The organism is Streptosporangium vulgare, assembly GCF_042428775.1.
GTDB lineage: Bacteria > Actinomycetota > Actinomycetes > Streptosporangiales > Streptosporangiaceae > Streptosporangium > Streptosporangium vulgare.
On the sequence record NZ_JBHMBS010000009.1, the window covers coordinates 20,230 to 45,711 of the forward strand.

Annotated in this window: 16 protein-coding genes; 10 read left to right on the forward strand and 6 right to left on the reverse strand. The window is 72.2% G+C overall.

Annotated features, from left to right (window positions below; genetic code table 11):
• The first annotated feature begins 298 nt into the window (after positions 1 to 298).
• Positions 299 to 2,428 carry a protein kinase domain-containing protein gene (locus tag ACFFRH_RS19910; RefSeq protein WP_386158476.1) on the forward strand — a complete coding sequence of 710 codons (2,130 nt, stop codon included), beginning with the start codon at positions 299 to 301 and terminating at the stop codon, positions 2,426 to 2,428.
• 152 nt (positions 2,429 to 2,580) lie between these two features.
• Here the strand turns inward: ACFFRH_RS19910 and ACFFRH_RS19915 are convergent, their stop codons facing one another.
• Entirely contained in the window at positions 2,581 to 3,114 is a 534-nt protein-coding gene (locus ACFFRH_RS19915) for a TetR/AcrR family transcriptional regulator (protein ID WP_344748257.1), read from the reverse strand.
• 123 nt (positions 3,115 to 3,237) lie between these two features.
• Here ACFFRH_RS19915 and ACFFRH_RS19920 point away from each other — a divergent pair, with 123 nt between their 5' ends.
• Positions 3,238 to 5,481, forward strand: coding sequence for an MMPL family transporter (locus ACFFRH_RS19920; RefSeq protein ID WP_344748256.1), 2,244 nt, complete (start codon positions 3,238 to 3,240; stop codon positions 5,479 to 5,481).
• A 220-nt stretch (positions 5,482 to 5,701) separates the two neighbouring features.
• A complete protein-coding gene (locus tag ACFFRH_RS19925; RefSeq protein WP_344748255.1) occupies positions 5,702 to 7,438 on the forward strand; it encodes a trypsin-like peptidase domain-containing protein in 1,737 nt (578 codons plus the stop codon).
• Positions 7,439 to 7,528: 90 nt separating this feature from the next.
• Here ACFFRH_RS19925 and ACFFRH_RS19930 read toward each other — a convergent pair whose 3' ends face one another.
• Entirely contained in the window at positions 7,529 to 9,514 is a 1,986-nt protein-coding gene (locus ACFFRH_RS19930) for a CHAP domain-containing protein (protein ID WP_386158481.1), read from the reverse strand.
• A gap of 530 nt (positions 9,515 to 10,044) precedes the next feature.
• On the opposite strand from ACFFRH_RS19930, the gene ACFFRH_RS19935 reads away from it, so the two are divergent.
• Entirely contained in the window at positions 10,045 to 10,254 is a 210-nt protein-coding gene (locus ACFFRH_RS19935) for a DUF5999 family protein (protein ID WP_344748252.1), read from the forward strand.
• A gap of 142 nt (positions 10,255 to 10,396) precedes the next feature.
• Positions 10,397 to 10,813, forward strand: coding sequence for an ATP-binding protein (locus tag ACFFRH_RS19940; RefSeq protein WP_344748251.1), 417 nt, complete (start codon positions 10,397 to 10,399; stop codon positions 10,811 to 10,813).
• A gap of 453 nt (positions 10,814 to 11,266) precedes the next feature.
• Here ACFFRH_RS19940 and ACFFRH_RS19945 read toward each other — a convergent pair whose 3' ends face one another.
• From ACFFRH_RS19945 to ACFFRH_RS19955, 3 genes are all read right to left on the reverse strand, one after another.
• Entirely contained in the window at positions 11,267 to 13,651 is a 2,385-nt protein-coding gene (locus tag ACFFRH_RS19945; protein WP_386158486.1) for an ATP-binding protein, read from the reverse strand.
• A gap of 335 nt (positions 13,652 to 13,986) precedes the next feature.
• The gene (locus tag ACFFRH_RS19950; protein ID WP_386158489.1) at positions 13,987 to 16,215 is read right to left on the reverse strand and encodes a protein kinase domain-containing protein; all 2,229 of its coding nucleotides are present in this window, start codon (positions 16,213 to 16,215) and stop codon (positions 13,987 to 13,989) included.
• A gap of 172 nt (positions 16,216 to 16,387) precedes the next feature.
• The gene (locus ACFFRH_RS19955) at positions 16,388 to 17,662 is read right to left on the reverse strand and encodes a serine hydrolase domain-containing protein (protein WP_386158492.1); all 1,275 of its coding nucleotides are present in this window, start codon (positions 17,660 to 17,662) and stop codon (positions 16,388 to 16,390) included.
• 277 nt (positions 17,663 to 17,939) lie between these two features.
• On the opposite strand from ACFFRH_RS19955, the gene ACFFRH_RS19960 reads away from it, so the two are divergent.
• The 4 genes from ACFFRH_RS19960 (at position 17,940) to ACFFRH_RS19975 (ending at position 22,454) form a co-directional block, all read left to right on the forward strand.
• Positions 17,940 to 19,172 (forward strand): ROK family transcriptional regulator, encoded by a 1,233-nt coding sequence (locus tag ACFFRH_RS19960; RefSeq protein WP_386158495.1) that lies wholly within the window; start codon positions 17,940 to 17,942, stop codon positions 19,170 to 19,172.
• Between the two features lie 209 nt (positions 19,173 to 19,381).
• A complete protein-coding gene (locus ACFFRH_RS19965) occupies positions 19,382 to 20,797 on the forward strand; it encodes an aldehyde dehydrogenase family protein (protein WP_344748245.1) in 1,416 nt (471 codons plus the stop codon).
• On the forward strand, positions 20,794 to 21,426 hold the full coding sequence (locus ACFFRH_RS19970) for a ThuA domain-containing protein (protein ID WP_344748244.1): 633 nt from the start codon (positions 20,794 to 20,796) through the stop codon (positions 21,424 to 21,426). Before ACFFRH_RS19965 ends, ACFFRH_RS19970 begins: the two co-directional genes overlap by 4 nt.
• A complete protein-coding gene (locus ACFFRH_RS19975; RefSeq protein WP_386158500.1) occupies positions 21,423 to 22,454 on the forward strand; it encodes a hydroxyacid dehydrogenase in 1,032 nt (343 codons plus the stop codon). The genes ACFFRH_RS19970 and ACFFRH_RS19975 overlap by 4 nt, the downstream gene beginning before the upstream one ends.
• Before the next feature lie 254 nt (positions 22,455 to 22,708).
• Here the strand turns inward: ACFFRH_RS19975 and ACFFRH_RS19980 are convergent, their stop codons facing one another.
• Positions 22,709 to 24,094 (reverse strand): GH1 family beta-glucosidase, encoded by a 1,386-nt coding sequence (locus tag ACFFRH_RS19980; protein WP_344748079.1) that lies wholly within the window; start codon positions 24,092 to 24,094, stop codon positions 22,709 to 22,711.
• A 709-nt stretch (positions 24,095 to 24,803) separates the two neighbouring features.
• Here ACFFRH_RS19980 and ACFFRH_RS19985 point away from each other — a divergent pair.
• Positions 24,804 to 25,460, forward strand: coding sequence for a hypothetical protein (locus ACFFRH_RS19985; protein ID WP_344748078.1), 657 nt, complete (start codon positions 24,804 to 24,806; stop codon positions 25,458 to 25,460).
• Positions 25,461 to 25,482: the final 22 nt, after the last annotated feature.

The following is a 25,482-nucleotide window of genomic DNA, read 5'->3' on the forward strand; positions in this document are numbered from 1 at the left end:
GGCTACCGGGTCGGTTCGCGGGTCCTGTCCGTCCCCTTTCTCCCGTACGGCTGCTCTCGCGTGGCTTTCTCCCGCACGGCGGACCTTCCGCCCTTCCGCGCGAGAGAAAGGAGACGGAGAGAAAAGGGTGCGGTGGTCCGGAAGAAAAGGGGGCTGCGTATTCGGGGGATGTGTTGTGTCTTGCCCTGACCTGAGCATCACATGAGTGTCACGGTGAGGAAGACAAGACCTTCATCCCCGTTGACTGTCGGCGATGCTTCTTCTTGAGTGAGAAGGGTGGCGGCGAGGGGAGGCTCGCGTGCCGTATGCGCAGCCGCTCAAAACGGGGGATCCGGCGGCGCTCGGTGAGTACGAGATCATCGGGCGTCTCGGAGAGGGTGGGCAGGGGGTGGTCTACGTCGGGGTGCGCCCCGACACCGGCTCCGAGCCCTACGCGGTCAAGCTTCTGCACGGTTCGGTGGGGGAGGACCCCGAGGTCTTCCTCCGCGAGGTCGAGCTGGCGAAGCAGGTGGCCCGGTTCTGCACGGCCCAGGTGATCGACGCCGGGCTGGACGGCGATCGGCCCTACATCGTCAGCGAGTACGTCGACGGCCCGTCGCTGCACCGCGAGGTCGCGGTCAGCGGGCCCCGCGAGGGAGGCAGGCTGGAGCGCCTGGCCATCGGCACGGCCACCGCGCTTGCGGCCATCCACCGGGCCGGGATCGTGCACCGCGACTTCAAGCCGCAGAACGTGCTGCTCGGCCCCGACGGGCCGAGGGTCATCGACTTCGGGCTGGCCAGGGCGCTGGACGCCGCGGCCACCCAGAGCGGGCGCGGCGCGGGCACCCCCGCCTACATGGCGCCCGAGCAGGTGGAGGGCGCCGAGATCAACCCGGCGGCCGACGTCTTCGCCTGGGGTGCCACGATGTGCTTCGCCGCGAACGCCCAGGCGCCCTTCGGGCAGGACTCGATCGCGGCCGTCCTGAACCGGATCCTCACCGCGGCCCCGCAGCTGGGCCGTCTCGACGGGCTGCTCGGCGCGCTGGTGGTCGACTGCCTGGACAAGAACCCCCGTAACCGCCCCACCAGCAGGGAGCTGCTGCTCGCGCTGCTCGGCGACGACGGGGGCCGGTCGGTGACCGAGTCCCGGTCCTCGGTGGTGCCGGGGTTCCCGCCCGCGCCCGGCGGGCTCGACGCCTCCGGTCCTTCGGTCTCCTCCGGCTTCTCCGTCTCGTCCGGCCAGTTCGGACATTTCGGCCAACCCGGTCAGTCCGGCCAGTCCGGGCAGTCCGGCCGGTTCAGTGCCGCGGGTCTTTCCGGACGGCGGGGCGCGTCGGGGGCCGGTCGGCGGGCCGGGCCCGGCGGGGCCGGTGGATCGGGCGGCGCGTCCTCGGTGGGCGCGGGGTCCGGCGGGCGCGCGTTCCACACCGGGGGCGAGGACTTCGACGAGCCCCGGACCCACCCCGGGCAGGCGGCCACCAGGGCCTCCGTCGCGGTCTCCGGCGCGCTGCTCATCAGCGCCGCCGTGCTGGTGGGGGTCCTGGTCCCGGCGCTGAGCGGCGTCGCGCCCGGAGGCGCGCCCGTTCCGCCGGTCGTCCCCGCGGTGGAGTCCACCTCCCAGGACGACACCGTGCCGCACGCGGGCAGGGCGAGCGCTCCGATCAGACCGCTCCCGACCCTCCCGACGGTCCCGGTCAGGCCCCCGCGCGCGGAGGGCGTCAGGTCCTCCCCGCTGCCGCCCCCGGCCGCCACGGTGGTCGTGCCCGCGCTCGTCGGGCTGGATCGTTCCGAGGCCGCGCGCCTGATCAAACAGGCCGGGCTGGTCGCCGGGGCCGTCAAGGCGGTCACCTCCGACCGGCCGCTCGGCGAGGTGCTCGCGAGCAGCCCGGCGCCGGGGACCGCGCTGCCGAAGAAGGGCAGGGTCGACCTGCAGGTCTCCGGCGGCACCCAGGTGCCCACGCTGGTCGGTCTCGCCAGGAGAGCCGCCCAGGCGGCTCTGGCCCAGGCCGGGCTGGTCGCCGGTGGGGTCAGCACGCGCTGCTCGGAGCAGCCGGGCGGGCGGGTGCTCGCCAGCACCCCCGGCGCGGGCAGGCGCGTCTCCCCGGGGAGCGCGGTGGAACTCGTCGTCTCCAGGAACGGCGTCCCGGTGCCGCCGGTCACCGGCCAGAGCGCGACCGACGCCTCCAACACCCTCGGCGGGGCGGGGTTCGCCGTACGGACGCGGGCGCGGCTGGTCACCGTCGAGAGCCAGGACGGGGTGGTGCTGGCGCAGAGCCTGGCGCCCGGCACCTGCGCCAGGCCCGGCGTGACGATCGTGATCACGGTCGGTGTCGGGGGCCAGAGCGGTCCCGGTCCCGGACCCGGGCCGGGTCCTGGGGAGAGCACCGAGCCTCCCGATCCCACGGTCCCGCCGGCGCCCGTTCCCGGGGAGGCCGCCCCTTCCGGGTGAGGGGGCGTCCGGGGTGACGGCTCGGGGGAGGCTCGGGACATCCAGGGGATCTCAGGAGGTTCCGGGGAGGATGCCTCAGCCCGGGGATCTCAAGCGGTCCGGGGAAGGGCGCCTCAGCCCCGGGGGCCTCGGGAGGTCCGGGGGAGGACGTCTCAGAGGGAGGCGAGGGCGGTGGCCAGGAGGGTCCGCCTGACGTCCTCCTCCGGGAGGTCGATCGTCTTGACCACCGCGTACTGGAGAGAGCCCAGCATGGCCCAGGCCCAGACCCGGTGGGCGGGATCGGGGTCGGGGCCGGCCAGGCGGAGATAGATCTCGTCGCGGAAGACGCGGATGGCCTCGCCGGGGGAGCCGGGGGGCGCGTCGTCGGCGCAGCTGATGTCCTCCATGATCAGCCGGATGACCGCGCGGTGCCTGACCGCGAAGGTCACCAGGGCCTCGACGAAGGCGCGGTCGTCGTCGAAGTCGCTCTGGAGCAGGGCCACGATGTCCTCGACGGCGGGTGCGGCCAGCTCCGTGGCGAGGCGGTCCTTGGGGTGGAAGTGGTAGGCGACGGCCGTCTTCGTCAGGCCGACGGCGGAGGCGATGTCGGCCAGCGAGGTCGCCGCGTAGCCGCGCTCGGCGAACAGCAGGCGGGCGGCGTCGAGGATCCGTTCGCGTGTGTCATGCCCGTGCTCGAGTGTGGTCATCGTCTCACTCCCGCGCTGTCTAGAGCATTTCCTGATTTGTCCCCCTACTCTCTACCGTAGGTTCTGTACGAGCGTACAGTACGCCTTTTCAGGACGTTTGATACTAAAACGGGGCGGTCACCGATGTCTGGTTTGCTGGGGCGGCTGGGAAGCTGGTGTGCGCGGCACGGCAAGATCGTGCTGGCCCTGTGGGTGGTCGCGGCGGCGCTGCTGACGGCGGGATCGGTGTTCTTCCCCGGCCCGGTCAGCAACGACGTCAGCATTCCCGGCACCGACGCCCAGCGGGCCGTCGACCTGATGAAGGACGGTTTCGGCCCCGGGTACGGGGCGGGAAGCTCCGCCCAGATCGTCCTCTACTCGCCCGACGGCCCCCTCATCACCGACGCCAGGAAGCGCGCCGTGGAGCGCGCCGTGGACCGGATCCGCGACGTGCCGCACGTGAAGGAGGTGAAGTCCCCCTACCAGGTCGGCGGTCTCGCGCCCAGCCTGGAGATCGGCATCATCTCGGTCAAGCTGGAGGGGAACGACACCGCCAAGCTGGCCGAGACCACCAAGCTCCTCTCCGAGGCGGCCGAACCCGCGCGGGCGGCGGGCATCGAGGCGGTCCCCGCGGCCTCGGGCAGCCCGGCGGACAAGGAGATCAAGACCGGGACCAGCGAGATCATCGGTGTGGCCTGCGCGCTGCTGGTGCTGCTGCTCGCGTTCGGCACCCTGGTCGCCGCGATGATCCCGATCTTCACCGCGTTGATCAGCATCGCGACCGGGCTCGGCGTGGTGAGCCTGCTCGGGCACATCGTGGACGTGCCCAAGCAGGCGTCGATCATGGCGACGATGATCGGTCTCGGTGTCGGCATCGACTACGCCCTCTTCCTGCTCAGCAGGCACCGCAAGCTGCTGGCCGACGGCCTGCCGGTCCACGAGGCGGTCCGCCGGATGGCCGCCAGCTCCGGCGGCGCGGTGGTGTTCGCCGGGGGCACCGTGATCATCGCGCTCAGCGCGCTCATGCTCGCGGGCTTCCCCCTGCTGCAGACGCTCGGCTGGATCACCGGCATCTCGGTCGTCTGCGCGGTGGTCACCTCGGTCACGCTGGTCCCCGCGCTGCTCGGCCTGCTCGGTCACCGGGTCAACGCGCTGCGCCTGCCGTTCACCGGACGAAAGGGCAGTCACGGCTCCTCGGGCTGGGCCTCGCTGGGCAACTGGGTGGCCCGGCGGCCGTGGAGCGTGCTCGCGCTCAGCGTCGCCATCCTGGCCGCGCTGGCCGCCCCCGCGCTCGCCCTCAAGCTGGGCACGCTCGACAACGGCTACGCCGACCGCGGCACCGACACGCGGCGCTCCTACGAGCTCCTGCAGGCCGGGTTCGGGCCCGGCATGAACGGCCCGCTCGTCGTGGTGGCGGACCTGGACACCAGGGTCGTCGACCGGGAGCCGGCCCCGGCGGTACTGAACGCCCTGAAGGACCGCGTCGCGGACGTCGAGGGAGTGGTCCACGTCGGCGCCCCGGTCCTCAACAGGGGTGGCACGGCGGCGCTGGTGCAGGCGATCCCCGCGTACGCCCCCGGCGACCCCCGGGCGCTCGACGTGGTCAGGGCGGTGCGCGCGCTCGACATCGAGGGAGCCCAGGTGCACGTGGGCGGGCAGGTCGCCGGCATGGCCGACGCCGGTGACAGGATCGCCGGACGCACGCCCCTGGTCGTCGGCGTCGTGGTGCTGCTGAGCGCGCTGCTGCTGCTCCTGGCGTTCCGCTCGCCGGTCGTCGCGATCAAGGCCGCGCTGATGAACCTGGTCTCCCTGGGGGCCGCGTTCGGCGCGCTCTCGCTGGTCTTCTCCCTGGGACTGGGCAGCCGCCTGGTCGGCATGGACACGCCGGTCAGCGCGGACGGCTCCTACCTGAGCACGGTGTTCTTCACGGTGCCGATCGACAGTTACATCCCGCTGATGCTGTTCGCGATCCTGTTCGGCCTGTCGATGGACTACGAGGTCTTCCTGCTCACCGCCGTGCGGCAGGCGTACCTGAGGCACGGCGACAACCGCAGGGCGGTGGCCGAGGGCCTGGGGTCGACCGGCAGGGTCATCACCTCCGCCGCCCTGATCATGGTCGCGGTCTTCGTCGCGTTCGTCGCCTATCCCGATCCCATGGTCAAGATCTTCGGTGTCGGCCTGGCGGTGGCCATCGCGGTGGACGCCACGATCATCCGGGGTCTGCTGGTCCCGGCGACCATGGCCCTGCTCGGCAGGGCCAACTGGTGGTGCCCCGCCTGGCTGGACCGCATCCTGCCCGACCTCTCCGTCGAGGGCCACGAGGAGGACGAGGTGGTGGAGGGACCGGAACGGCCGCGCAGGGAACTCGTCGGCGCGGGCCGCGGCTGAGGAGAGCGGACGCCGGCCCCGGTCCCGTCCGGGTCGCGCCGGCCGCGACCTTCCCGGTGACCGGGCCGTCCGGTGCCCGGCCACCGGGAAAGCCGTAGGGAAGGCCGGCCCGCGAAAGCCGTTCCGTGTCCCGGCCCGGTGTCCCAGTCGCTTCCAAGTCCTCCCCAAGTAGGCTCCGCCATGCTCTCGCCCGGGAAGCGAGTTTGGGGAGAGTACGAAGATGTGGGGAAGAATCGGCGCCGTCGCCGGCCTGGTGCTGGCGAGCACGCTGGCCCTGCCGGGCACCGCGGTCGCGAAGCCGAAGGAGGTCGACGTCCCCGTCGGGACGTGGCTGGCGGCCAGGACGCATCCGGCGGTCCAGCTGACCTCGGTGTCCTACACGGCCGACGTGGCCGTGCCGACGCCCGAGGCGAACCTGGAGGCGATCAGGACCCTGACCCAGCAGGGGGTGAACGCCGTGCAGAGCGGCAAGATCTCCTCCGACGAGAACAGCATCTACCGCTGGGTCGTGCAGCAGATGGCCAAGGACCCGGGCCGTTACTTCTCGCCCGGCGGGCAGGAGCGGGTCGTCGAGGCGACGGCGGGCGGGCTGTGCACCGGCTGGTGGGTCACCCCGGACGGCTACATGGTCACCGCCGCGCACTGCGTCGGCCAGGAGGAGACCGAGCTCGCGCAGACCTTCGCGACCCAGGCCCTCACGAAGATCAACGAGAAGGACGCCGCCGACCTGGTCGCCGACCTCGGTGACATCGCCTCCGACGAGGAGATCCTCAGGACCGCGACGAAGATCTTCCAGGTCTGGAACGCGGACAACATCAAGATCCGCAACGTCAAGAGCTCGCTCTCGCTGCTGCAGAGCCTGCCGGGCGGCGGTGTGGACAAGACCACCAAGACGGTGCCGATCGAGCTGGTCGCCAAGGGCACCGTCTACCCGGGCAAGGACGTCGCGATCCTCAAGGCCAACGGGCAGAGCAACCTGCCGACCGTGCCGCTGGGCGAGGACTCCGACGTGCGCGTCGGGGACACCCTCTACATCAGCGGGTTCCCCGGTACGGTGACGCAGACCTCGATCTTCAACCTGGAGTCCAAGCTCGACCCGGCGTTCACCGAGGGCCCCTACAACGCCGCCCGCCAGACGCCCGAGGGGGTGCCCTACATCCAGACCCAGGCGCCCTCCTACCCGGGCAACTCGGGCGGGCCGGTGTTCAGCAAGGACGGCAGGGTCATCGGCATCCTCGTCGGCGGCCTGATCCAGCAGGACGGCGGCTCCACCGAGGGTGAGAGCTTCGTGCTGCCGGTCAGCATCGTCAAGGAGAAGCTGAACGAGAAGAACATCAAGCCTGCCGAGTCGTCGACGACGAAGGCCTACAACGAGGCGCTCGACCTGTTCTTCCAGAACAGGTACTCCGACGCGCTGCCCAGGTTCCGCGAGACGCAGGCGTTGCAGCCGAACCACCCGTACGTCGCCAAGTACATCAGCGACTCCCAGCAGGCCATCACCGCGGGCAAGGACGAGAGCGGCACGCCGATCCTGCCGTGGCTGCTGTGGGGCGGCGGCGGCCTGGTCGCCCTGTTCGTGATCGGCACGATCGTCTCGGTGGTCAGGGGCAGGCGCCGTTCCGGGGGGCCGGCCTCGTTCCCGCCCGTTCCGTACGGCGCGCAGCCCGGCTACCCGGTTCAGGCGCACGGCGGCGTCCAGTACGGGCAACCGCAGTACGGACAGCAGGGACAGCCGTACGGCGCGCCGCAGCAGTACCAGCAGCGGGCGCCCTACCCGCTCCCGGCCGCGCCCGAGGACACCCGGGTGGTCCGCCCGCACTCGCCCTACGGCCCGCCGCAGTCCCAGCCGGGCCCGGGCGGTCACGGAGGCCCCGGCGCCAACACCCGGATCGCCGGGCTGGAGGCGGAGCTGGAGCAGCTGCGCCGGACCATGGGGCGCCCGCCCGAGCAGCGCTGAGCGCGCTCTCCCCGGCGGGGCCGGTCCGGCCCGCTCCCCGGCCCGCTCCCCGGCCCGCTCTTCGGCTCGCTCTCCGGGCGGGGGATGCGGTCAGACCAGCGCCTCGGCCCGGCGACGACCCCGGTAGCCGCTGTGGACCAGGATGTCGCCCGGCTCGGCAGGGGACACGGCGGGGGACACGGCAGGGCCGGCCGGGACGGCGGGATCGCCCCGGCCGGTCCGGGGCGCCGGGACCGGGACGGCCGTTCCCGGCCCGGCGGCCGGGCGGGCGGACGTGGCGGGACGAGCCGGCCCGGTGAGCCGGGCGGGACGGGTGGGGCGGGTGGGACGCGCCGGGACGGCGGTGGTGATCACCGGGTCGGCCTGGCGGTGGCGGCGGCCGCGTAGCGGGGCGTTCCGCACCCAGGTCGACGACTCCGCCACGGCCTGCTCGTGCAGGCGACGCCTGCCCTGGTAGGGCGCGCGGGGACGGTCGTCGCGACGGTCCGGCACGTGGGGCTCCTCGACGTGGGCGACGGAGGTCGTGACCGAGGGGAACCCGATGCCCGCGGGAACGAGTCCCTGGGGAGTCGTGGACCGCCTGGCAGGGACGGGAGCGTCCCCGAGGTCGGGGAAGCCGGACCGGGGGGTGGCGGCGAACATGTTCGTGACGTCGGGGGAGACGGGCGCGTCTCCGAGGCCGTGGGAGACGGACGCGTTTCCAGGGACGACGGCCGGGGCGGGCGCGTAGGAGCGGTCGTGGGCGGGGATGTTCCCGAGGCCGTGGGTCAGGGTGGTGGTCTCCGCGAGGTCGTGGGAGGCGGACGCGTTCCCGAGGCCGTGGGTCAGGGTGGTGGTCTCCGCGAGGTCGTGGGAGACGGATGCGTTCTGGAGGCCGTTGGTCAAGGTGGTGGCCTCTACGAGGTCGTGGGCGGCGGAGGCGTTCCCGAGGGCACGGGCCGGGGCCGGTGCGTACGAGAGGCCGCGGGCGGGGGCGTTCCTGGGCATGCGGCGGCGGCCGGGGGCGCGGCGGCGGCCCGGGGCCCTGCGGGACGAGGGGGCGAGGGAGGGGGCCGGGGCGGTGCGCCCCGAGGCGGCCGCGAGGAGCCGTACCCTCGACTGCCTGGCCTTGCCGTGCGCGAGGATCGCGACCGCGGCGAGCAGCACCGGCGCGAGGACGGCCGGGGTGTCGAGGCCCGGGACGGGCGTGGCGAGGTCGCGGACGGTGGCGGTGGGCGTGACGGCGAGCGCGCTGGTGTCGGCGGTGGAAGCCTTGGCGTGCTTGCCCGGCTTATCCGTTTTACCGGGCTTGCCAGGGTTACCGGGCGATGTGCGGCCGGTGGGGGCCGGCGTCTGGGCCCCGGCGGGCGTGCTCGCGGCGGGGTTCTGCCCGGACGCGGTCCTGCCGTCGTTCCCCGGAACGGTCTTGCCGTTTTTTCCGGCTTCGCCGGTGCTCGTCGTCCCGGCGGCGTGCCTGGGAGCGGGCTTGGCCTTGCCGGGACCCGTGGACGTCCGGGTCTCCCGCGCGGGTACGGGGGCGGGGAGCATGGCGAGCAGGTCGGGTCCGGGGCCGATCACCACCGCGTTGTCCCCGGCCGTGGCGGGCGTGACGATCGTCTGCTTCTGGGTGGCCTCCCGGTCCAGCCGGGCCTTGATCTTCTCCGGATAGCCGTAGCCGACGACCTTGCCGGTGTCGCGCTCCTTGCGCTTGGCGACCCCGCCGTCGATGTTGCCCTCGATCGTGTGGATCCTGCCCCCCTCGACCCGGGTGACGATCCCGACGTGGTCGATGTGGTCGATCCTGTTCGAGCCGCTCCAGTCGAAGAAGACGATGGCCCCCGGCTTGGGGACGGTGCCCCAGGCGTCCTGCTGCCGGAACCACTGGGCGTGGTGGACGGTGTAGGCGAACTGGCCGACCCACTCCTGGTAGCCGAGCTTCTCCGCCGCCCACGACAGGTACATGTCGCACCAGGGGGCGGCGGTGTAGTCGGCGTCGAACTCGACGTTCTTGCCGTACCAGTCACCGAACTTGGTGTAGCCGCCACTCTTCTCGGAGTATCCGAGCTGGCTCTCCAGCAGCTCGATGAACTTGTGCATCTCAGGTGTCATTGAGGGTTTCCGAGGACCCCCGGCGGCCGTGCGGGCATGGTCGCTCCGCCTCGCGACCTGGCCACCGGGAGACGGGGTTGAGCGACGGCGCGTTCACGCGAGCCCGCCGGGGATGTGGAGGGACGCGTGTGGCGGCACCATTGGCCAGTTGTCTTCCGTGACGAGGGAGGTTACCCGGCCCCAAGGATAGGTCACAACATGCTAAAGGGCGCGTCAAGTCGCTCAGCGTCGCATTCGCGGACAAAAGCCTAGGTCAGTGGGTTCCCGGACGATCTTCGATCGTAAAACGCCCGGGAAAAGGATCTACCGAATCGCCGCGACCGGAGCCGGGACCGCCGTACCCACACCGGTTCGATCTTGTCGATCGTTCTTTGGGTCCGCGCCTGGGTTCTTTACCTTTTGGCGAAATAGGTAGACATATGGGTATTTATCCCGCTATGCACGTATGGCGGCTGAGAGATGCTGGTCACACAAGGAAAGGCTCAACAGCAACCAGCGAAGGTTAAAAGGTACGAGCCATGTGTCAACACCAGCCGCGCTGCCCACTCGCCAGCGCACCCGATCACGAAGCCGCGTCCCTCGTGGCCTTCCACCCCGAGCAGGGGTGGGGCCTGCTCTGCAACGGCGTGGTGGTCTTCGACGACACCGGAGCGCTCATGCCCGACGGTCGCAGCACTCCCGTCCACGGTATGCCTCTGCACCGAGTCTCCTTGGGGCAGGCGGCATGATCCCGGCGCGTGTGCCCGCCGGACCGGGACCGAACACGCCACGCGGGCGGACGGCTCCGCGGTGGACGTCGGCCTCCGGTGGCGGACGCGCGTGCCAACCACGCTTGATCGAGGCAACCGCCGACCACGTAGGTGAACGCTCATGAACTCTCTTCTCGGAGCGCCGTACGGCCAGGAGACGTCGTGCTCCTTCGCACCCGAATCGGCATCCGTGCCCCAGGCACGCCACCTGACCCGCGCCTGCCTGGCGGACTGGGGACTGCACGAGCACAGTACGGTCGCCGAGCTGCTCGTCAGCGAGCTGGTCACCAACGCGCTGCGCCACTCGCGAGGAACGATCGGATTCGCCCTCTCCTTCCAGGACGGCCTGCTGCGCTGCGAGGTCGAGGACGCGGACCCGGACACCTCCCTGCCCCGCGCGTGCCGGGCACGCGACGACGAGGAGCGGGGACGAGGGCTGCACCTGCTCGAACTCCTGTCCTGCTGCTGGGGCAGCGCCCGTACGACCGACGGCAAGGCCGTCTGGTTCGAGCTCACCGCGAACGCCGCCGGGACCTGACCGCGAGGTCGATCGACGCGCCGCCTCCGCGACGGCCGGCCACCGGGCCGGCCCGCCCGCCGAGAACCGACCGCGCGAGATCGACCGCACGCGCCGCCCGGACGGCCGCCCCGGGAAGACGTCCGGGAAACCGCCTCCGAGCCCGGAGGTGAAAGCCCGGCCGCGCCGCCCGCTCGGGCGCCTGCCACGGCACAACCGCCCGGTCCGGGTCCCGGTCGCGGGCCGAGGGACCACCGCCTCGGGCCCCGCCGCCAGGTTCCTTCGGGGCCGGGCACACAGACCATCTCCGAAGGCCGGAGCCGAGTCCCCCGACCCGGTTCCAGCCGGACGCCGGAGCCGACGAGATCATCGCACCCGTCGGCTCCGGCGTCCTCTCCTGTGCGTCCTCTTCCGCGCGTCGTCTCCGTTGTATCCGTCTATATCCGTCTGTATCCGTCGTCTCCGCCCCGCCCGTCATGCGTCGGGCGTACGGTCCCCGTCCGCGTTCCGGATGCGCTCGCCGGTCCAGACGGCGATCTGGGCCCGCGAGTGGAAGCCGAGCTTGGTCATGATGTGCTCGACGTGACCTTCCGCGGTGCGCTGGGCGATCGTCAGCGAGGCCGCGATCTCCTTGTTGCTCAGCCCCTGGGCGATGAGCTTGGCGATCTCCGTCTCCCTGCGGGTGAGCGGCGACGGCTTCTCGGCCTCGCCGGAGCGGCCGCGGGAGGGCGCCTCCTCCCCGAGGGCGAAGGCGAAGGCCTCGTCGCACCGCATCTTCGCGCCCTGCCTGACCACGGTGTCGAAGGACTGCTTTCCGAGAGCCTCGCGTGTGCGCTCCTCGCACTCCTCGTGGTAGCGCGTCAGGTGCCCGAAACCGGACAGCGGCGCCCCGATCGTCTGCCAGACCGTCTCCAGCACCCCCAGCAACCTGGCCGCCCGCTGGTGGTCGCCCTCCGCGGCGGCGATCCAGGCCAGCACCTCCAGGTTGACGCCGAGACCCAGAAGATCGTCGAGTGAGCGGTTGAACCTCAGGCTCTCCTTCTCCAGCTCCTCGGCGCGCGGGGCGTCACCCTGGCTCCAGACCCCGATGCCGAGCGCCATCATCGCGTACGCCCGGTGCCAGCCCTCCTCGTGGGCGTCGCACAGCGCGATGCACTCCTCCCCGGCGGAGACGGCGCTCGCCCAGTCGCCCCGGAAGGAGTGGGCGAGGCAGAGCCGGACGAGCGCCAGCGCCTGGCCCGTCGGGTCGTCGTTGGCGCGGTGGCGCGTCGCCGCCTCCTCGTACAGGCTGATCGCGAGATCGACGTCGCCCCGGAACATGGCGATCATCCCCGAGTAGAGCGCGACGTAGGCGAGGACCGGTTCGTGCCCGGGACGCTCGCCGAGTTTCCTGGCCTCCTCCAGCATCGTCGTGGCGGAGACGACGTCCGCCTGGATGATGGCGAGCCAGCTGTTGGACCACAGCGCGCGGCCCCGGATCTCGTCGGGGCCGCCGGCGCAGCGGAGGCTCAGGTCCAGCCAGCGGCGCCCCTCCCTGAGGTAGTGGCTCGTGGTCCAGTGGTAGAGCAGGTCGGTGGCCATGCCCAGGGCGACGGAGGTCTCCCCGGACTCGCCGAAGCAGTACTCCAGCGCGGTGCGCAGGTTGGCGTGGTCGAGCTTCAGCCTGCCCAGCCAGGACACCTGGCGCGGGCCGAACCGCTCCGCGTACGCCTCCGCCGCCAGCCGCCGGTAGTGGTCGCGGTGCAGCCGCTGCAGGGCGCGCTCCTGCCCCGAGGCCACGAGCCTCTCCCTGCCGTACTGCCTGATCGTCTCCAGCAGCCGGTAGCGGGTCGTGGTGGACGCCGAGGGGGGATCCTCCCGGAGCAGGATCGACTTGCCCACCAGCCCGATCACCAGATCGACGACCTCCTCGCGGTCGATGCCGTCCCCCGAGCAGACCGCCTCGGCCGCGTCGAGGTCCAGGCCGTCGGCGAACACCGAGACGCGCGCCCACAGCAACTGCTCCTTCTCGGTGCACAGGGCGTGGCTCCAGTCGATCAGCGCGCGCAGTGTCTGCTGGCGGGGCAGTGTCGCGGGTGAACCGCCGGTGAGCAGCCGGAACCGGTTGTCCAGCCGGGCCAGCAGCTCCTCGGGGGAGAGGGCGCGCAGCCGCACGACGGCCAGCTCGATCGCGAGCGGGATGCCGTCCAGCCGCCGGCAGATCTGCTCCACCGCTGATCGGTTGGCCTCGGTGAGCGTGAAATCCGGCAGTACGGCGGTGGCCCGTTCGACGAACAGGCGTACCGACTCCGACTGGGCCGACGGCTCCGCGGACGGCCTGGGGTCGCCGGGGCCCGGCGGCAGCGGCAGGGGGGGTACGACCAGTGTCTGCTCGCCCGAGATGCCCAGCGCCTGCCGGCTGGTGGCGAGGATCCGCAGGTAGGGGGCCGAGCGGACGAGGGCCCCCGCCAGTACGGCGCAGGCCCGCAGGAGATGCTCGCAGTTGTCGAGGATCAGCAGTGCCCGCTTCTCCCGCAGGTGGTCGATGAGCACCTCCACGGCGGGACGGTGGGAGACGTCCCTGATCTCCAGGGCCTCGTTCACCAATCCGGCGAGCAGCTCCGGGGTCTCCAGCCCGGCGAGCTCGACGAACCACACCCCGTCGGGAAAGGCCCGCTGGACGTCGGCGGCGACATGCAGGGCCAGCCGGGTCTTGCCGACCCCGCCGGGGCCGGTGAGGGTCACCACACGCGCTCCGGACAGCAGGCGCTTGACCTCGGCCATCTCGTGCCGACGCCCCACGAAACTGGTCACCTCGGGAGGCAGGTCCGTCGCCTGCCACCGCCTAGAGGTGACCAACGCCACCTCATCCATCAGCATTCACCAGCATTCACCAGCATCCGTCAGCCCTCACGCCGGTTTCGGGAGTGGATCGCTGTATGTCCGTATTCAACCGGCACAACCCACACTATGTGCCGGTCGTTTTCCCGCGCGTATCCGTGGCCCGGGGCCGGTGACCTGGGCGCACGTCGGCGGAGGGGGCGGGCCGGCGGCCCCCCCCCTGGCCGGGGGGCGGGTGTGCCGCCGGTCGGCGGGTCCGCCGATCCGGCCCGGCCCGGTCCAGTCCAGCCGGGGTCGGCTCGGCCCGGCTGGGGTCGGCCAGGTCGGGTCCGGTGGTGGCCGCCGGTCACCGAGCCGGTGCGGGCTCGATCACCTCACAGGAGGCCGTCCAGGAGGCCGCCGAGGTCGATGTCCAGGTCGAGGTCCACCAGGGCCGGGCCGTTCCCGGGGGGACTCTCCGAATCCCCGGGGTCCCGGCGGCCCGGGTCCGTGCTCGTGTCCGGGGCCGGTCCTGTGTCCGGGCCCGTCTCCGGGGTCGTTTCCGGGTCCGAGTCGGGGTTCGTGCCCGGGTCGGGGGTGCAGGCGGGCAGGTCGATCCGGGCGGTCCGGGAGGGCATGTCGCCCTCGGGCACGGTGGTGATCGTCACCAGCCGGGTGACGTACCCCCCGCATCGGGGCGGATCGGCGAACTCTCCGACCACCTCCCGCTCGTACTCGGTGTCGCCGGACAGCTCCAGCTCCCGCGTGCTCCCGGTCGGCGCCTCGCGCGTGCCCCCGAGCCGCTGCGCGAACCCGAGCCGCACGGTCACCGCCGAGGTGCTTGAGGTCCTCACCCGGAAGCCGACCGTGGTGCCGTCGAAGGAGGTGATCGAGACCTCGGGCGGCGCGCACACCTCGCCGCGCACTTTCTCCGTACGGCTGACCGTCCCGCCCGAGGAGCGGGGCGAGGTGGAGACCGTGACCCGGCGGTAGAGGGTCTGCCCGCAGGACGGGACGGTGAAGGTGTGCGGGACGGTGTGGGAGTAGGTCCTCAGCCCGCCGATCACGGAGGTGCGCGGGGCCGCCCGGACGAGCCGGTCGCGGTCGGGTCCCTCGGCGAAGGTGACGGTCACCGCGACGGTGCCCGTGGTGGAGGCGCGGAAGCCGACCGTGGTCCCGTGCGCGTCGATTCCCACGACCTTCAGGCCGCTGACCACGTGCACGGGCCCCGGCGCGCCCGTCCCGGTGGGTTCCGGTACCGGCGACCGGGTGGACGTGCGGGTGGGCGACGGGGGCGGCGGCTGCGAGCCGGTCGGCAGCGGAGGCGGGGGGGACGAGGAAGGCGAGGGGGGCGAGGGAGATGAGGTGGGCACGGGCGGCAGGGTGACCACCGTCCGCGTGGGGGCCGGGGAGGGAGGCGAGGTGACCTGGCCGGGGTTCGCGCCGTTCGAGGAGGACCCGGGCTTCCTGGCGGTGGCGCTCCCCGAGGGGCGGCCCGGCCCGGCGGAGGGCTCGGGAGGCGCGGACACCCGGCTCCGCCGCTGCCCGGGGGTTTCCTCGATCATCACGGAGCTGGGCGGCGGGGTGAAGATCGTGTCGGCGGAGAGCCGGTCCTGCGGCCGGTTGGCCGCGATCACCCCGGCGGTCATCGCGACGGTGATCACCCCCAGCCCGGCCAGGGTCCTGGGGCCCAGCCGGGGGCGGCGTACCCGTCCCACCCGGCCGAGCACCGTCTGGGCGACCGAGGAGGCGGCCTTCGGCGCGGGCTTGGCCAGCGGGAACGCCAGCGCCAGCAGTGTGGCGAGCTCGGCCAGGTGCCGCCGGCCGCGCTGCTCCCACTCAGGCCCGTACGCCGCCAGTGCCGCCGCCTCCAGCTCCTCCAGGAACGCCCGCGCGCTCCGCGGCCGGTCCGCCGGGTTCTTGGCCATGCCCCGCATGACGAGCCCGCGTACCGAGCTGGGCACCTCCTCCACCGGGATCGCCTCGTGCCGGTGGCGGTGCATCAGCACGAGGCGGTGGTCGGCCAGGTAGGGCCTGCGCCCGGTGAGGCACTCGAAGAACACGCACGTGGCCGCGTAGACGTCGGTCGCCGCGCTCGCCGGGCCCCCCTCCCACTGCTCGGGGGCCATGTAGGCAGGGGTGCCGGCGGTCATCCCGGCCTCCCCGACGTGGGCGGCGATGCCGAAGTCGGCGAGCTTGCTGCCGCCGTCGGCCTGGATCAGCACGTTCTCGGGCTTGTAGTCGCGGTGCACGACACCGGCGGCGTGCGCGAAGGCGAGGCCGAGCAGCGAGCCCTTGAGCACGGTCAGCGCCGCCTCCGGGCTCGTGCTGCCGTGCTCGGACAGGATCCGCCTGAGCGCGACCCCGTCGACCAGCTCCATCACGATCGCGGCTTCGAGCACGTCCTCGTAGTACTCGTAGAGCTGGACCACGTTCGGGTCCTGCAGCTCCACCATGACGCGCGCCTCCGCGCGGAAGCGCGCCAGGAAGCGGTGATCGTCCCTGAGGGTCGCGTTGAGGTACTTGATGGCCACGTAGGCGCCGGTGGGGGCGTACGTGGCCAGCACCACACGCCCGCCTCCGCCGACGCCGAGTTCCCGAACCTCACGGTATCCCGGAACCATCCCGTCCCCTTCCGCGTGCCCTCGACTTGTTCGACGGTCTCACCCATGCGGTTGGTTGTCACGGTTGGTCAACTTTTGCGAAGGGTGACGTTGGAGTCGTGCTCGGTAGCCGACCGTGCCGGGAGACCGGGAGACCGGGAGACCGGGAGACCGGGAGACCGGGAGACCGGGGTCAGCGGGCCTGGCCGGTCCGGGGGAGCGACTCGTAGACGGCCTCGGCCAGGCGGTAGGCGCGGAGGTTCCCCGAGACGGCGCCCGCCATCCTGTTCATCGTGTACGCCAGGCCCAGGCCGTGCTCGACGTCGCCGAGGCCCAGCGATCCGCCCATGCCGGTGTGGCCGAACGCGGTCTCCGCGCCCCGCGCGGGGGTGAGGAAGGACAGCGCCGGCCGCATGTAGCCCAGGCCGAAGGAGCTGTCGAGGAACAGCACCCTGTCGGGGCCGTGCACCCTCCTGAGCGTCGCGTCGCGCAGGGTCTCCGGGCGCAGGATCCGCCCGGCCACCAGGTCACGGTAGAAGCCCGCCAGGCCCCGCGCGGTGGTGACGGCGCCCATCGCGGGCCAGCCCGCGCGCAGGACGACCGGGTGGTTGGCTCCGCCACGCAACCTGTGGATCGGAGGGTTGCCCAGTGCCCGGTTCAACAGGCTGTCCTTGTCGAGAGAGGCCCTGGCCATCTCGTAGACAGGGTCGCCCGGCCCCTGTCCCGGCAGCTCGGCCGCCGTGGGGGCACTGGGTGCCGTGGATGCCGTGGATGCCGTGGGTTCCGCGGGTTCCGCGGGGCGGTCCCCGGCGGACAGCCGGGCCGCCCGCGCCGCCACGTCGTCCGGGGCGCCGACCCAGAGCTCCAGGCCGAGGGGGCCGGAGATCTCGGTGGCCACGATCTCGCCCACGGACTTGCCCGACACCCTGCGGACCACCTCGCCGACCAGGAATCCGTACGTCAGCGCGTGGTAGCCGTGCGCGGTGCCCGGCTCCCAGATCGGCTCCTGCCCGGCCAGCCGGTCGGCGATGGCGGCCTGGTCCTCGAACTCCTCGACCGGGACCGGCTCCTCGAGCGCGGGCAGCCCCGCCTGGTGGGTGAGGAGATGCTCGACGGTGACGCGCTCCTTGCCGCGCCGCGCGAACTCCGGCCAGACGTCCGCGACCGGGGCGGTGACGTCGAGCAGGCCGCGTTCGGCCAGCAGCTGCGCGGCCGTCGCGGTCACCGCCTTGGTGCACGAGTACGCCAGCACGGGGGTGTCGCGCTCCCACGCCCGCCCGCTGCGGCGGTTGGCGACCCCGCCCCACAGCTCCACGACCGGCTCGCCGTCCAGGAAGACCGCGAACGACGCGCCCAGCTCCTCGCCGTCGGCGAAGTGCGCGTCGAACACCTCCCGTACCCGGGAGAACCGCGGATCGCAGTGCCCGTACGTGTCCGCCCGGCCCTCGGTCCCGCCGTCTGCCGCCATGGTCCGTCCTCGTGTCATAAAGTGAGCACTTGCTTGGTGGCCGAGCCTAACAACCGGAGCCGTCCGAGCCCAGGAGAGTGGGGGTCCTCTCCTCGGCGGCCTCGCGGTGCCGTGGTGGCGCGGGGGCGTGGCGACGCGCGGCACGACCTGGGAAACTCTCCTCACGCCCGACACCGGCGAACCGTTCCCCGTATGGGGGAGCGCGGCAGAAAAGCCAGGTCCGGCAGTGACTAGAGTAGTTGTACTAACACCTGAAATTACTTCCCCGGGGAGAAGCATGAGCCGTCCACAGCGGGGGACCCTTCGCGACGTGCGCAAGGGCAACCGGTCCGTGGTCCTGTGGACGCTGTATTTCGCCGGCGAGCTGAGCAGGCACGATCTGGCCCAGCTGACCGGGCTCAGCGCCGCCACGGTCAGCAACGTGATCGGCGACCTCATCACGGACGGCATCGTGGTGGAGACCGGCTCCGTCGACTCCGACGGCGGGCGTCCGCGGATCATGCTCAGGGTCGATCCCTCGTACGGATACGTGGTCGGGGTGGGCGTCGGGGAGACGCGCGTCCGTGTGGAGCTGTACGACCTGGCGATGGAGGAGCGGGCGAGGAAGGAGTTCGCCCTCGACCCCAGCCATCACGAGCCCGCCGTGGTGGCCCGGCACATCCTCGACGGCCTTGAGGCGGTCCTGTCCGACGCGGGGGCCACGGAGTCCGAGGTGCTCGGCATGGGCCTCGGCGTCCCCGGCGTCGCCGAGCAGGGCTCCGACCTGCTCATCCACGCCCGCGCGTTCGGCTGGGACGGCGTGCCCCTGGGCGCGCTCATCCGCGAGGGCACCTCGCTCCCGGTCTTCGCCGACAACGGCGTCAAGACGACGGGCCAGGCCGAGCTCTGGTTCGGCGCGGGCAAGGGCGCCCAGCACCTGGTCATGACCTTCATCGGTACGGGGGCCGGGGCGAGCATCATCAACAGCGGCGTCACCTACCGGGGAACGGCGAGCGGCGCGGGCGAGTGGGGCCACACGAAGATCGTCCTCGACGGGCGCCCCTGCCGCTGTGGCGGGCAGGGCTGCCTGGAGGCCTACATCGGCGCCGAGGCGATCCTGGCCGGCGCGGGAAGGGACCTGGGAGGTGACGACGAGGAGAGCGTCTTCGCCGAACTCCTCACCGACCCGCTGGCGCGGCCCGCGCTCGACGAGGCCGTCCGCTGCCTGGGGGCCGGGCTGGCCAACCTGATCAACCTCTTCAACCCCGAGCGCGTCATCCTCGGCGGCTGGGCCGGGTCCCTCCTCGGGCGCAGGTTCCTTCCCGAGATCCGCGCCGCCGCCGCCCGGTACGCCCTGCCGCTGCCCTTCTCGCAGGCTTCGATCGAGCTGGGCAGGCTCGGCGCCGAGGCGGTCGCGCTGGGCGCGGCCACCCTGGTCGTCGAGGACTTCCTGCTGCGCAGCCACGCGGTGCGCCCGGCGGGCCGCGTCGCGCCCCCGGCCCCGGCGCCGCCTGACCTCGCGCCCGCCTGATCCCGCGCCCGCCTGATCCCGCGCCCGCCTGATCCCGCGCCCGCCCGTGCCCGTCCGCCCGACGGCCGCCTGGCCTCGCGCCCGCTTGACCTCGGAGACGAGGGGCCGCGACCGCCTTCACGGCGTCTCCCAGGACTGTTGACGCCGCCTCCGCTCAGCACTTATTTTGCATTCTGTACTAAGAGTAATAATAGATGTAGGGGATGGCTGTGGGCAGGTTGTACATCGACGGGACATTCCAGGACGCCGCCTCGGGCGGCACCGCCCCCGTGCACGAGAAGGCGACCGGCGCGCGGATCGGCACGTACGCGCTGGGAGGCCCCGCCGACGTCGATCGGGCCGTCGCCGCGGCCCGTGCCGCGCAGCCCGCCTGGGCCGCCCTCTCGGCACCCGAGCGGGCCGGATACCTGCGGGGCCTCGCCGAGCATCTCCAGGGCCGCTACGAAGAGCTGGTCGAGCTGAGCGTCCGTGAGACGGGCGGGGTACGGGCCAAGGCCGAGGACGAGGTGAGCACGAGCATCCGCCAGCTCCTCATCTCCTCCGTCCAGGCGACCGAGAACGCCGGGGACATCCTGCCGCCGTACAAGGCGGGCAAGCTCTCGCTGTCGCGCGCGGTGCCGCTGGGCGTGATCGGCGTCATCACGCCGTGGAACTACCCGATGAACCTCGCCATGCGGATGGTCGCGCCCGGCCTGGCGTTCGGCAACACCATCGTGCTCAAGCCCGCCGAGCTGACCCCGCTGGTCGGCGGCCACGTGCTGGCCGAGGCCGCCGAGGCCGTCGGGCTGCCCGCCGGGGTCTTCAACGTGGTCACCGGGGACGGTCCCGAGGCCGGCTGGGCACTGGCCGACCACCGGGGGCTGGACCTGCTGGACTTCACCGGCTCCCGCGAGGTCGGCCTGGCCATCGCGGCCTCCGCCGCCACCGACCTGCGCTCGATCCGCCTGGAGCTGGGCGGCGACAACGCCTTCATCGTCCTGGAGGACGCCGACGTCGAGCTGGCCGCCTCCCACGCCATGATCGCCTCACTGGAGTTCCAGGGGCAGACGTGCATCAGCTCCAGCCGGCACATCGTCGTCCGCGAGGTCGCCGACCGCTACCTGGAGGCCGTGACCAGGCGGGTCGAGGCGCTGCGCCTGGGCGACCCGATGTCGCCGGACACCGACCTGGGTCCGCTGATCAGCGAGGGCCAGCGGGACCGGCTGCACGAGCGGATCGTCGCGCCCTCGATCGCGAAGGGCGCCCGGCTGGTCACCGGCGGCACCTACGACGGGCTGTTCTACCGCCCCACCGTGCTGGCCGAGGTGACCCCGGACATGCCCGCGTTCACCGAGGAGATCTTCGGGCCGGTCATCCCGGTGACGGTGGTCGACTCCGAGGACGAGGCCGTCGAGCTGGCCAACCGGCACCCGATGATGATGGACTCGGTGTTCACCGCCGACCTGATGCGCGGCATGGACGTGGCCGAGCGGCTGCGGGCGGGCGAGGTCCACGTCAACGACGCGCACGCCCGTCACGGGGCGGAGAACCAGATGCCGGGCTTCACCAGGCGCCAGTGGATCGGGGTCCAGCGCACCCCGCTCACCCTGCCCGACTGGGCGAGCGACCCGGCCGGCCGCCGATGAGGAGGGCGCTGGTCGTCCGCGGCGGCTGGGAGGGGCACGTCCCCGTCGAGGCGACCGAGCTGTTCGTCCCCGAGCTGGCCGCCGCGGGCTTCGAGGTGACCGTCGCCGACGACCTGGAGGTCTACGCCGACGGGCCGCTGCTGGCCGGGACCGACCTGATCGTGCAGTGCTGGACGGGCGGCGTCCTGACAGCGGAGCAGGAGTCGGGGCTGGTGTCCGCGGTCCGCGCGGGCACCGGCTTCGCCGGCTGGCACGGCGGCCTGGTGGCGACCTTCGACGGCAGCCACGACTACCTGCGGATGGTCGGCGGGCTCTTCCTGCACCACCCCGAGGACTTCCTCACCTACGACGTCGTCATCGACCCCGCGCACGCCGGCCATCCGATCGTCGCCGGGCTGGACGACTTCACCGTCGAGACCGAGCAGTACTGGATGCTCACCGACGCCCACAACGAGGTCCTCGCCACCACCCGGTTCGTCTCCCCGGAGACCCCGATGCCCGTCGTCTGGACCCGCCGGTGGGGGAGGGGGAAGGTCTTCTTCTCCGCCGTCGGTCACCGGATGGAGGACCTGCGGCACCCCACCGTGTACGAGCTCACCCGGCGGGGCCTGATCTGGGCCGGCCGGTGACCGCCGGTCCGCCGTCGGTGGTACTGGCGATGTACCCGGGGCTGCCCGCCCGCCTGTTCCCCCCGGCCGTCGCCGACCGCCTCCGCGCGGCCGCCGAGGCCGACCTGGCGGCGCCGCTCACCGACTTCGGGACCGACGAGGCGCGGGCGCGCCTGGAGCGGGCGGAGGTCCTGGTCACCGGCTGGGGCTGCCCGCCCATCGACGAGCCCGTGCTGCGCCGCGCGCCGCGCCTGCGGGCCGTCGTGCACGCGGCGGGGAGCGTCAAGGGACACGTCGGCCAGGCCGTGTTCGCCCGGGGAATCGCGGTGAGCTCGGCCGCCTCGGCGAACGCCCTGCCGGTCGCCGAGTACACCGTGGCGATGATCCTGCTCACCGGCAAGTCCGTCCTCGCGCTCGCCCGCGAGTACCGGACCAGGAGGGTGGACCTGCGCCTGTACCAGGGGCGCGACGGCCACCGCGACTACGGCGACTACGGCAACTACGGCAGGACCGTCGGCCTGGTCGGGGCCTCCAGGATCGGCAGGAGGGTCGCGGAGCTGCTCGCCCCCTTCGACCTGGACGTGCTGATCGCCGATCCGTACCTGGACGCCAGGGGCGCGCGGGTGCTCGGTGCCCGGCTGGTCGGGCTCGACGACCTGTTCGCCGCCGCCGACATCGTCTCCCTGCACGCCCCGGCCACCGACGACACGGCCGGGATGGTCGGCGCGGCCCGCCTGGCCGCGATGCGCGACGGCGCGACGCTCATCAACACCGCCAGGGGCTCGCTGGTGGACCAGGGGGCGCTCGTCGCCGAACTGGCCACCGGCAGGCTGTCGGCGGTGCTCGACGTGACCGAGCCCGAGGTCGTCCCCGCCGACTCGGTGCTGTGGGACCTGCCCAACGTCATCCTCACCCCGCACGTCGCCGGGGCGCTGGGCAACGAGCTGGCCAGGCTGGGGGCGTGCGCGGTGGACGAGGTGCTCCTGGCACTGGCGGGCCGGCCGCTGCGCCACCCCGTGGACCCGGAACTGCTGGCGATCACCGCGTGACGTGCGGAGAGGCGGCCCCCCCGGGGCCGCCCCCCGGGGACGGCCGTCGTGGCCGGTCCTACGACGTGACGGAGACGGGCCGGTCTTGGGACGTGAAGTCGTACGACGTGCCGGAGACGGGCCGGCCACGAGAGGCGAGGCCGTATGACGTGACAGGCACCGGCCGGTGGCACGACGTCGCGGACGCGGATGCTCCCCGTCCCCTTCCCGGGGCGGGGAGCATCCGCGTCAGGTGACGTCCGGGGATTCCCGGGTCAGAGCCCGTTCCTGCCGATGACCCCGCTGTACCACAGGGCGCTGTCCTTGGGGATGCGCGTCTGGGTGTCGTAGTCGACGTGGACCAGCCCGAACCGCTTGTCGTAGCCGTACGCCCACTCGAAGTTGTCCATCAGCGACCAGGCCAGGTAGCCGCGCAGGTCGACCCCCTCCTGGATCGCCTGGTGGGCGGCGAGCAGGTGGGTGCGCAGGTAGTCGACGCGCTCGGCGTCGGCCACCCTGCCGTCCTCGGCGGAGTCGGGGTAGGCGGCGCCGTTCTCGGTGATCATCAGCGGGGTGGACGGGTAGTCCCGCGCCAGCCGTACGAGGAGCCTGCGCAGGCCGTCCGCCTCGACGGGCCAGCCCATGCCGGTCACCGGCAGGTCGGGGTCGGGGTGCTCGACGCCCTCGGTGCCGGGGAAGCGGTCGGAGGAGGGGGTGCCGACCTTCGCCGCGACGTGGGTCGGCGCGTAGTAGTTGACCCCCAGGAAGTCGATCGGGGCGCCGATGAGCTCCTCGTCGCCGTCGAGGATGTGGTCCAGGCCGGTGAAGCGGGCCGTGTGCTCCAGCATGTCGGCCGGGTAGCGCCCGTACACGATCGGGTCGAGGAAGATCCGGTTGTGCAGGCCGTCGACGAGCCTGGCCGCCGCGACGTCGTGCCGGTCCTGCGGGTCGCGGGGGGACACCGGGGTGAGGTTGACCGTGACCGAGACCTCCCTGGCGCCCGCCGCGCGCAGGGCGCGGGCCGCCAGGCCGTGGCCGAGCAGCAGGTGGTGCGCGGCGAGGAAGGCCGAGGCCGGTTCGGCGCGGCCGGGGGCCTGGTCGCGGGTACCGTACCCGAGGAAGGCCGAGCACCACGGCTCGTTGAGGGTGGTCCAGGTCCTGATCCGGTCCCCGAGCCGGTCGTACACCGCCTCCGCGTACGCGGCGAAGTGGTGGGCGGTGTCCCGCACGGTCCACCCGCCCCCGTCCTCCAGGGTCTGCGGCAGGTCCCAGTGGTACAGCGTGGCCATGGGGTCGATCCCGGCGGCCAGCAGGGTGTCCACCAGCCGGTCGTAGAAGTCGAGGCCGCGGGGGTTCACCGGTCCGGTGCCGTCGGGCTTGATCCGGGGCCAGGAGATGGAGAAGCGGTAGGTGTCGACGCCGAGGTCCCTCATGAGGGCCACGTCCTCGGCGTAGCGGTGGTAGTGGTCACAGGCGACGTCGCCGGTCTGCCCGAGGTGCACCCGGCCCGGCGTCCTGGAGAAGGTGTCCCAGATGGAGGGGGTGCGGCCGTCCTCCGCGGTGGCGCCCTCGATCTGGTAGGCGGCGGTGGCGACCCCCCAGCGGAAAGCGGGCGGGAACAGGGCCAGGCCGGTGCCGGTCCGGTCGTCGGTCTGGGTCATCCCTTGATCGCTCCTTGCGTGGTTACGCGGATGTGTCGCCTGACGAGCAGCGCCGGGACGACGGTCGGTGGCGGGGCGCCGGGCAGCGCTCGGCGGGTGCCCAGCAGGTGCCCGGCCGGTGTTCTCTGCGCTTCGAGTCACCCTCCCGCGCTTTGTGAGCGCTCACGGGGAGTGGCGGCTGCTCAACTTCGAGGCTTAATTCATATTGAAATTTAAGAGGCAAAGCTCCGTCTGCGTCAAGGTGGTGTTATCGAGTCGTTTCACAGGTTACGGACAGTGTCGATCCATATCGGAGGGGCTCCGGAACGCCTGCGGGGCCGACTCCCGGAGGCCGCTCTCGTCGCGATCCATGAAAGACCGGCGACCACGACCGTGCGACACGCCTGGGTCAGGGTGTTGTCGGGCGCGGGGCTGGCCGCCTCCGTCGCAGGCGATCTGGAACAACCTCCTTCGCCGGAAGTCCACAGCGATGGGTTAACAGTTTTTGTATGGCATTACGCTTGCACGTCGACAGGCGCAGGGATATCGTCGTTCGCGACGAGGAGATCATCGGGACGCGAAGCCCGCCCAGGGGATGCGGTGACCCGAGTCGGCGTAGGAAAAGCCGTGCCCCGGGCGGCATGCGAAGCAGAGGCGGACCCGGGGCTTACACGTCCACCCTACCCGGCGCCGCCGGTCCCCAACAGTCGATCCCCCAGAGAGAGCGGTCGTGACCTCCGAACTGCCTGAATGGTTCCAGCGGGTGTTCTCCATGCCGCGTTTCACGCCCTACCTCGACGTCTCCGGACGGAATGTCACGCGGGCCTGGCAGCTGTACCGCTGGAACGTCGAGGTGTCGGAGGCCTTCTACGGCCCTCTGCACTGCCTGGAGATAGGGCTGCGGAACGCGGAGCACGACCAGCTCCACTCTCGTTACGGCCGGGCCGACTGGTGGGAGGTGGCGCCGCTGCGGAAGCATGACGCCTGCAAGATCGCCAAAGCCCAGGACGATCTGCGTCGTAGAAGTGGCGGTTCTTGCACGGCCGATGACGTGCTCACCGAGCTGTCGTTCGGCTTCTGGGTGTCGCTCCTGAGCCAGGCCTATGACCGGCACTTCTGGGTGCCGGCGTTGCACAGGGCCTTCCCGCACTATTCGGGTCGTCGCGGCGAGCTGCGCGACAACCTCCAGGCGATGGTGCTGCTCCGCAACAGGATCATGCACCACGAGCCCATCCACCATCGGCACCTGGCGGCCGACCATGCCAAGATCTATCGTCTTCTTGGTTACCTGGAGCCCGAAGTGGCACCGTGGTTGCGACGGTTCGACCGGGTGCCTGAGATCCTCGCCCGGAGGCCGAAGGGAGATCATGGTGACGGGCAGGCCTGACGGCTACGTGTCCCGATCGGAC

What these genes read in the sequence shown, in the direction of transcription:
- ACFFRH_RS19915 (WP_344748257.1), bottom strand. Translation starts at nt 3,114, where the DNA reads ATGACCACACTCGAGCACGGGCATGACACACGCGAACGGATCCTCGAC.
- ACFFRH_RS19920 (WP_344748256.1), top strand. Translation starts at nt 3,238, where the DNA reads ATGTCTGGTTTGCTGGGGCGGCTGGGAAGCTGGTGTGCGCGGCACGGC.
- ACFFRH_RS19925 (WP_344748255.1), top strand. Translation starts at nt 5,702, where the DNA reads ATGTGGGGAAGAATCGGCGCCGTCGCCGGCCTGGTGCTGGCGAGCACG.
- ACFFRH_RS19930 (WP_386158481.1), bottom strand. Translation starts at nt 9,514, where the DNA reads ATGCACAAGTTCATCGAGCTGCTGGAGAGCCAGCTCGGATACTCCGAG.
- ACFFRH_RS19935 (WP_344748252.1), top strand. Translation starts at nt 10,045, where the DNA reads ATGTGTCAACACCAGCCGCGCTGCCCACTCGCCAGCGCACCCGATCAC.
- ACFFRH_RS19940 (WP_344748251.1), top strand. Translation starts at nt 10,397, where the DNA reads ATGAACTCTCTTCTCGGAGCGCCGTACGGCCAGGAGACGTCGTGCTCC.
- ACFFRH_RS19945 (WP_386158486.1), bottom strand. Translation starts at nt 13,651, where the DNA reads ATGCTGATGGATGAGGTGGCGTTGGTCACCTCTAGGCGGTGGCAGGCG.
- ACFFRH_RS19950 (WP_386158489.1), bottom strand. Translation starts at nt 16,215, where the DNA reads ATGGTTCCGGGATACCGTGAGGTTCGGGAACTCGGCGTCGGCGGAGGC.
- ACFFRH_RS19955 (WP_386158492.1), bottom strand. Translation starts at nt 17,662, where the DNA reads ATGGCGGCAGACGGCGGGACCGAGGGCCGGGCGGACACGTACGGGCAC.
- ACFFRH_RS19960 (WP_386158495.1), top strand. Translation starts at nt 17,940, where the DNA reads ATGAGCCGTCCACAGCGGGGGACCCTTCGCGACGTGCGCAAGGGCAAC.
- ACFFRH_RS19970 (WP_344748244.1), top strand. Translation starts at nt 20,794, where the DNA reads ATGAGGAGGGCGCTGGTCGTCCGCGGCGGCTGGGAGGGGCACGTCCCC.
- ACFFRH_RS19980 (WP_344748079.1), bottom strand. Translation starts at nt 24,094, where the DNA reads ATGACCCAGACCGACGACCGGACCGGCACCGGCCTGGCCCTGTTCCCG.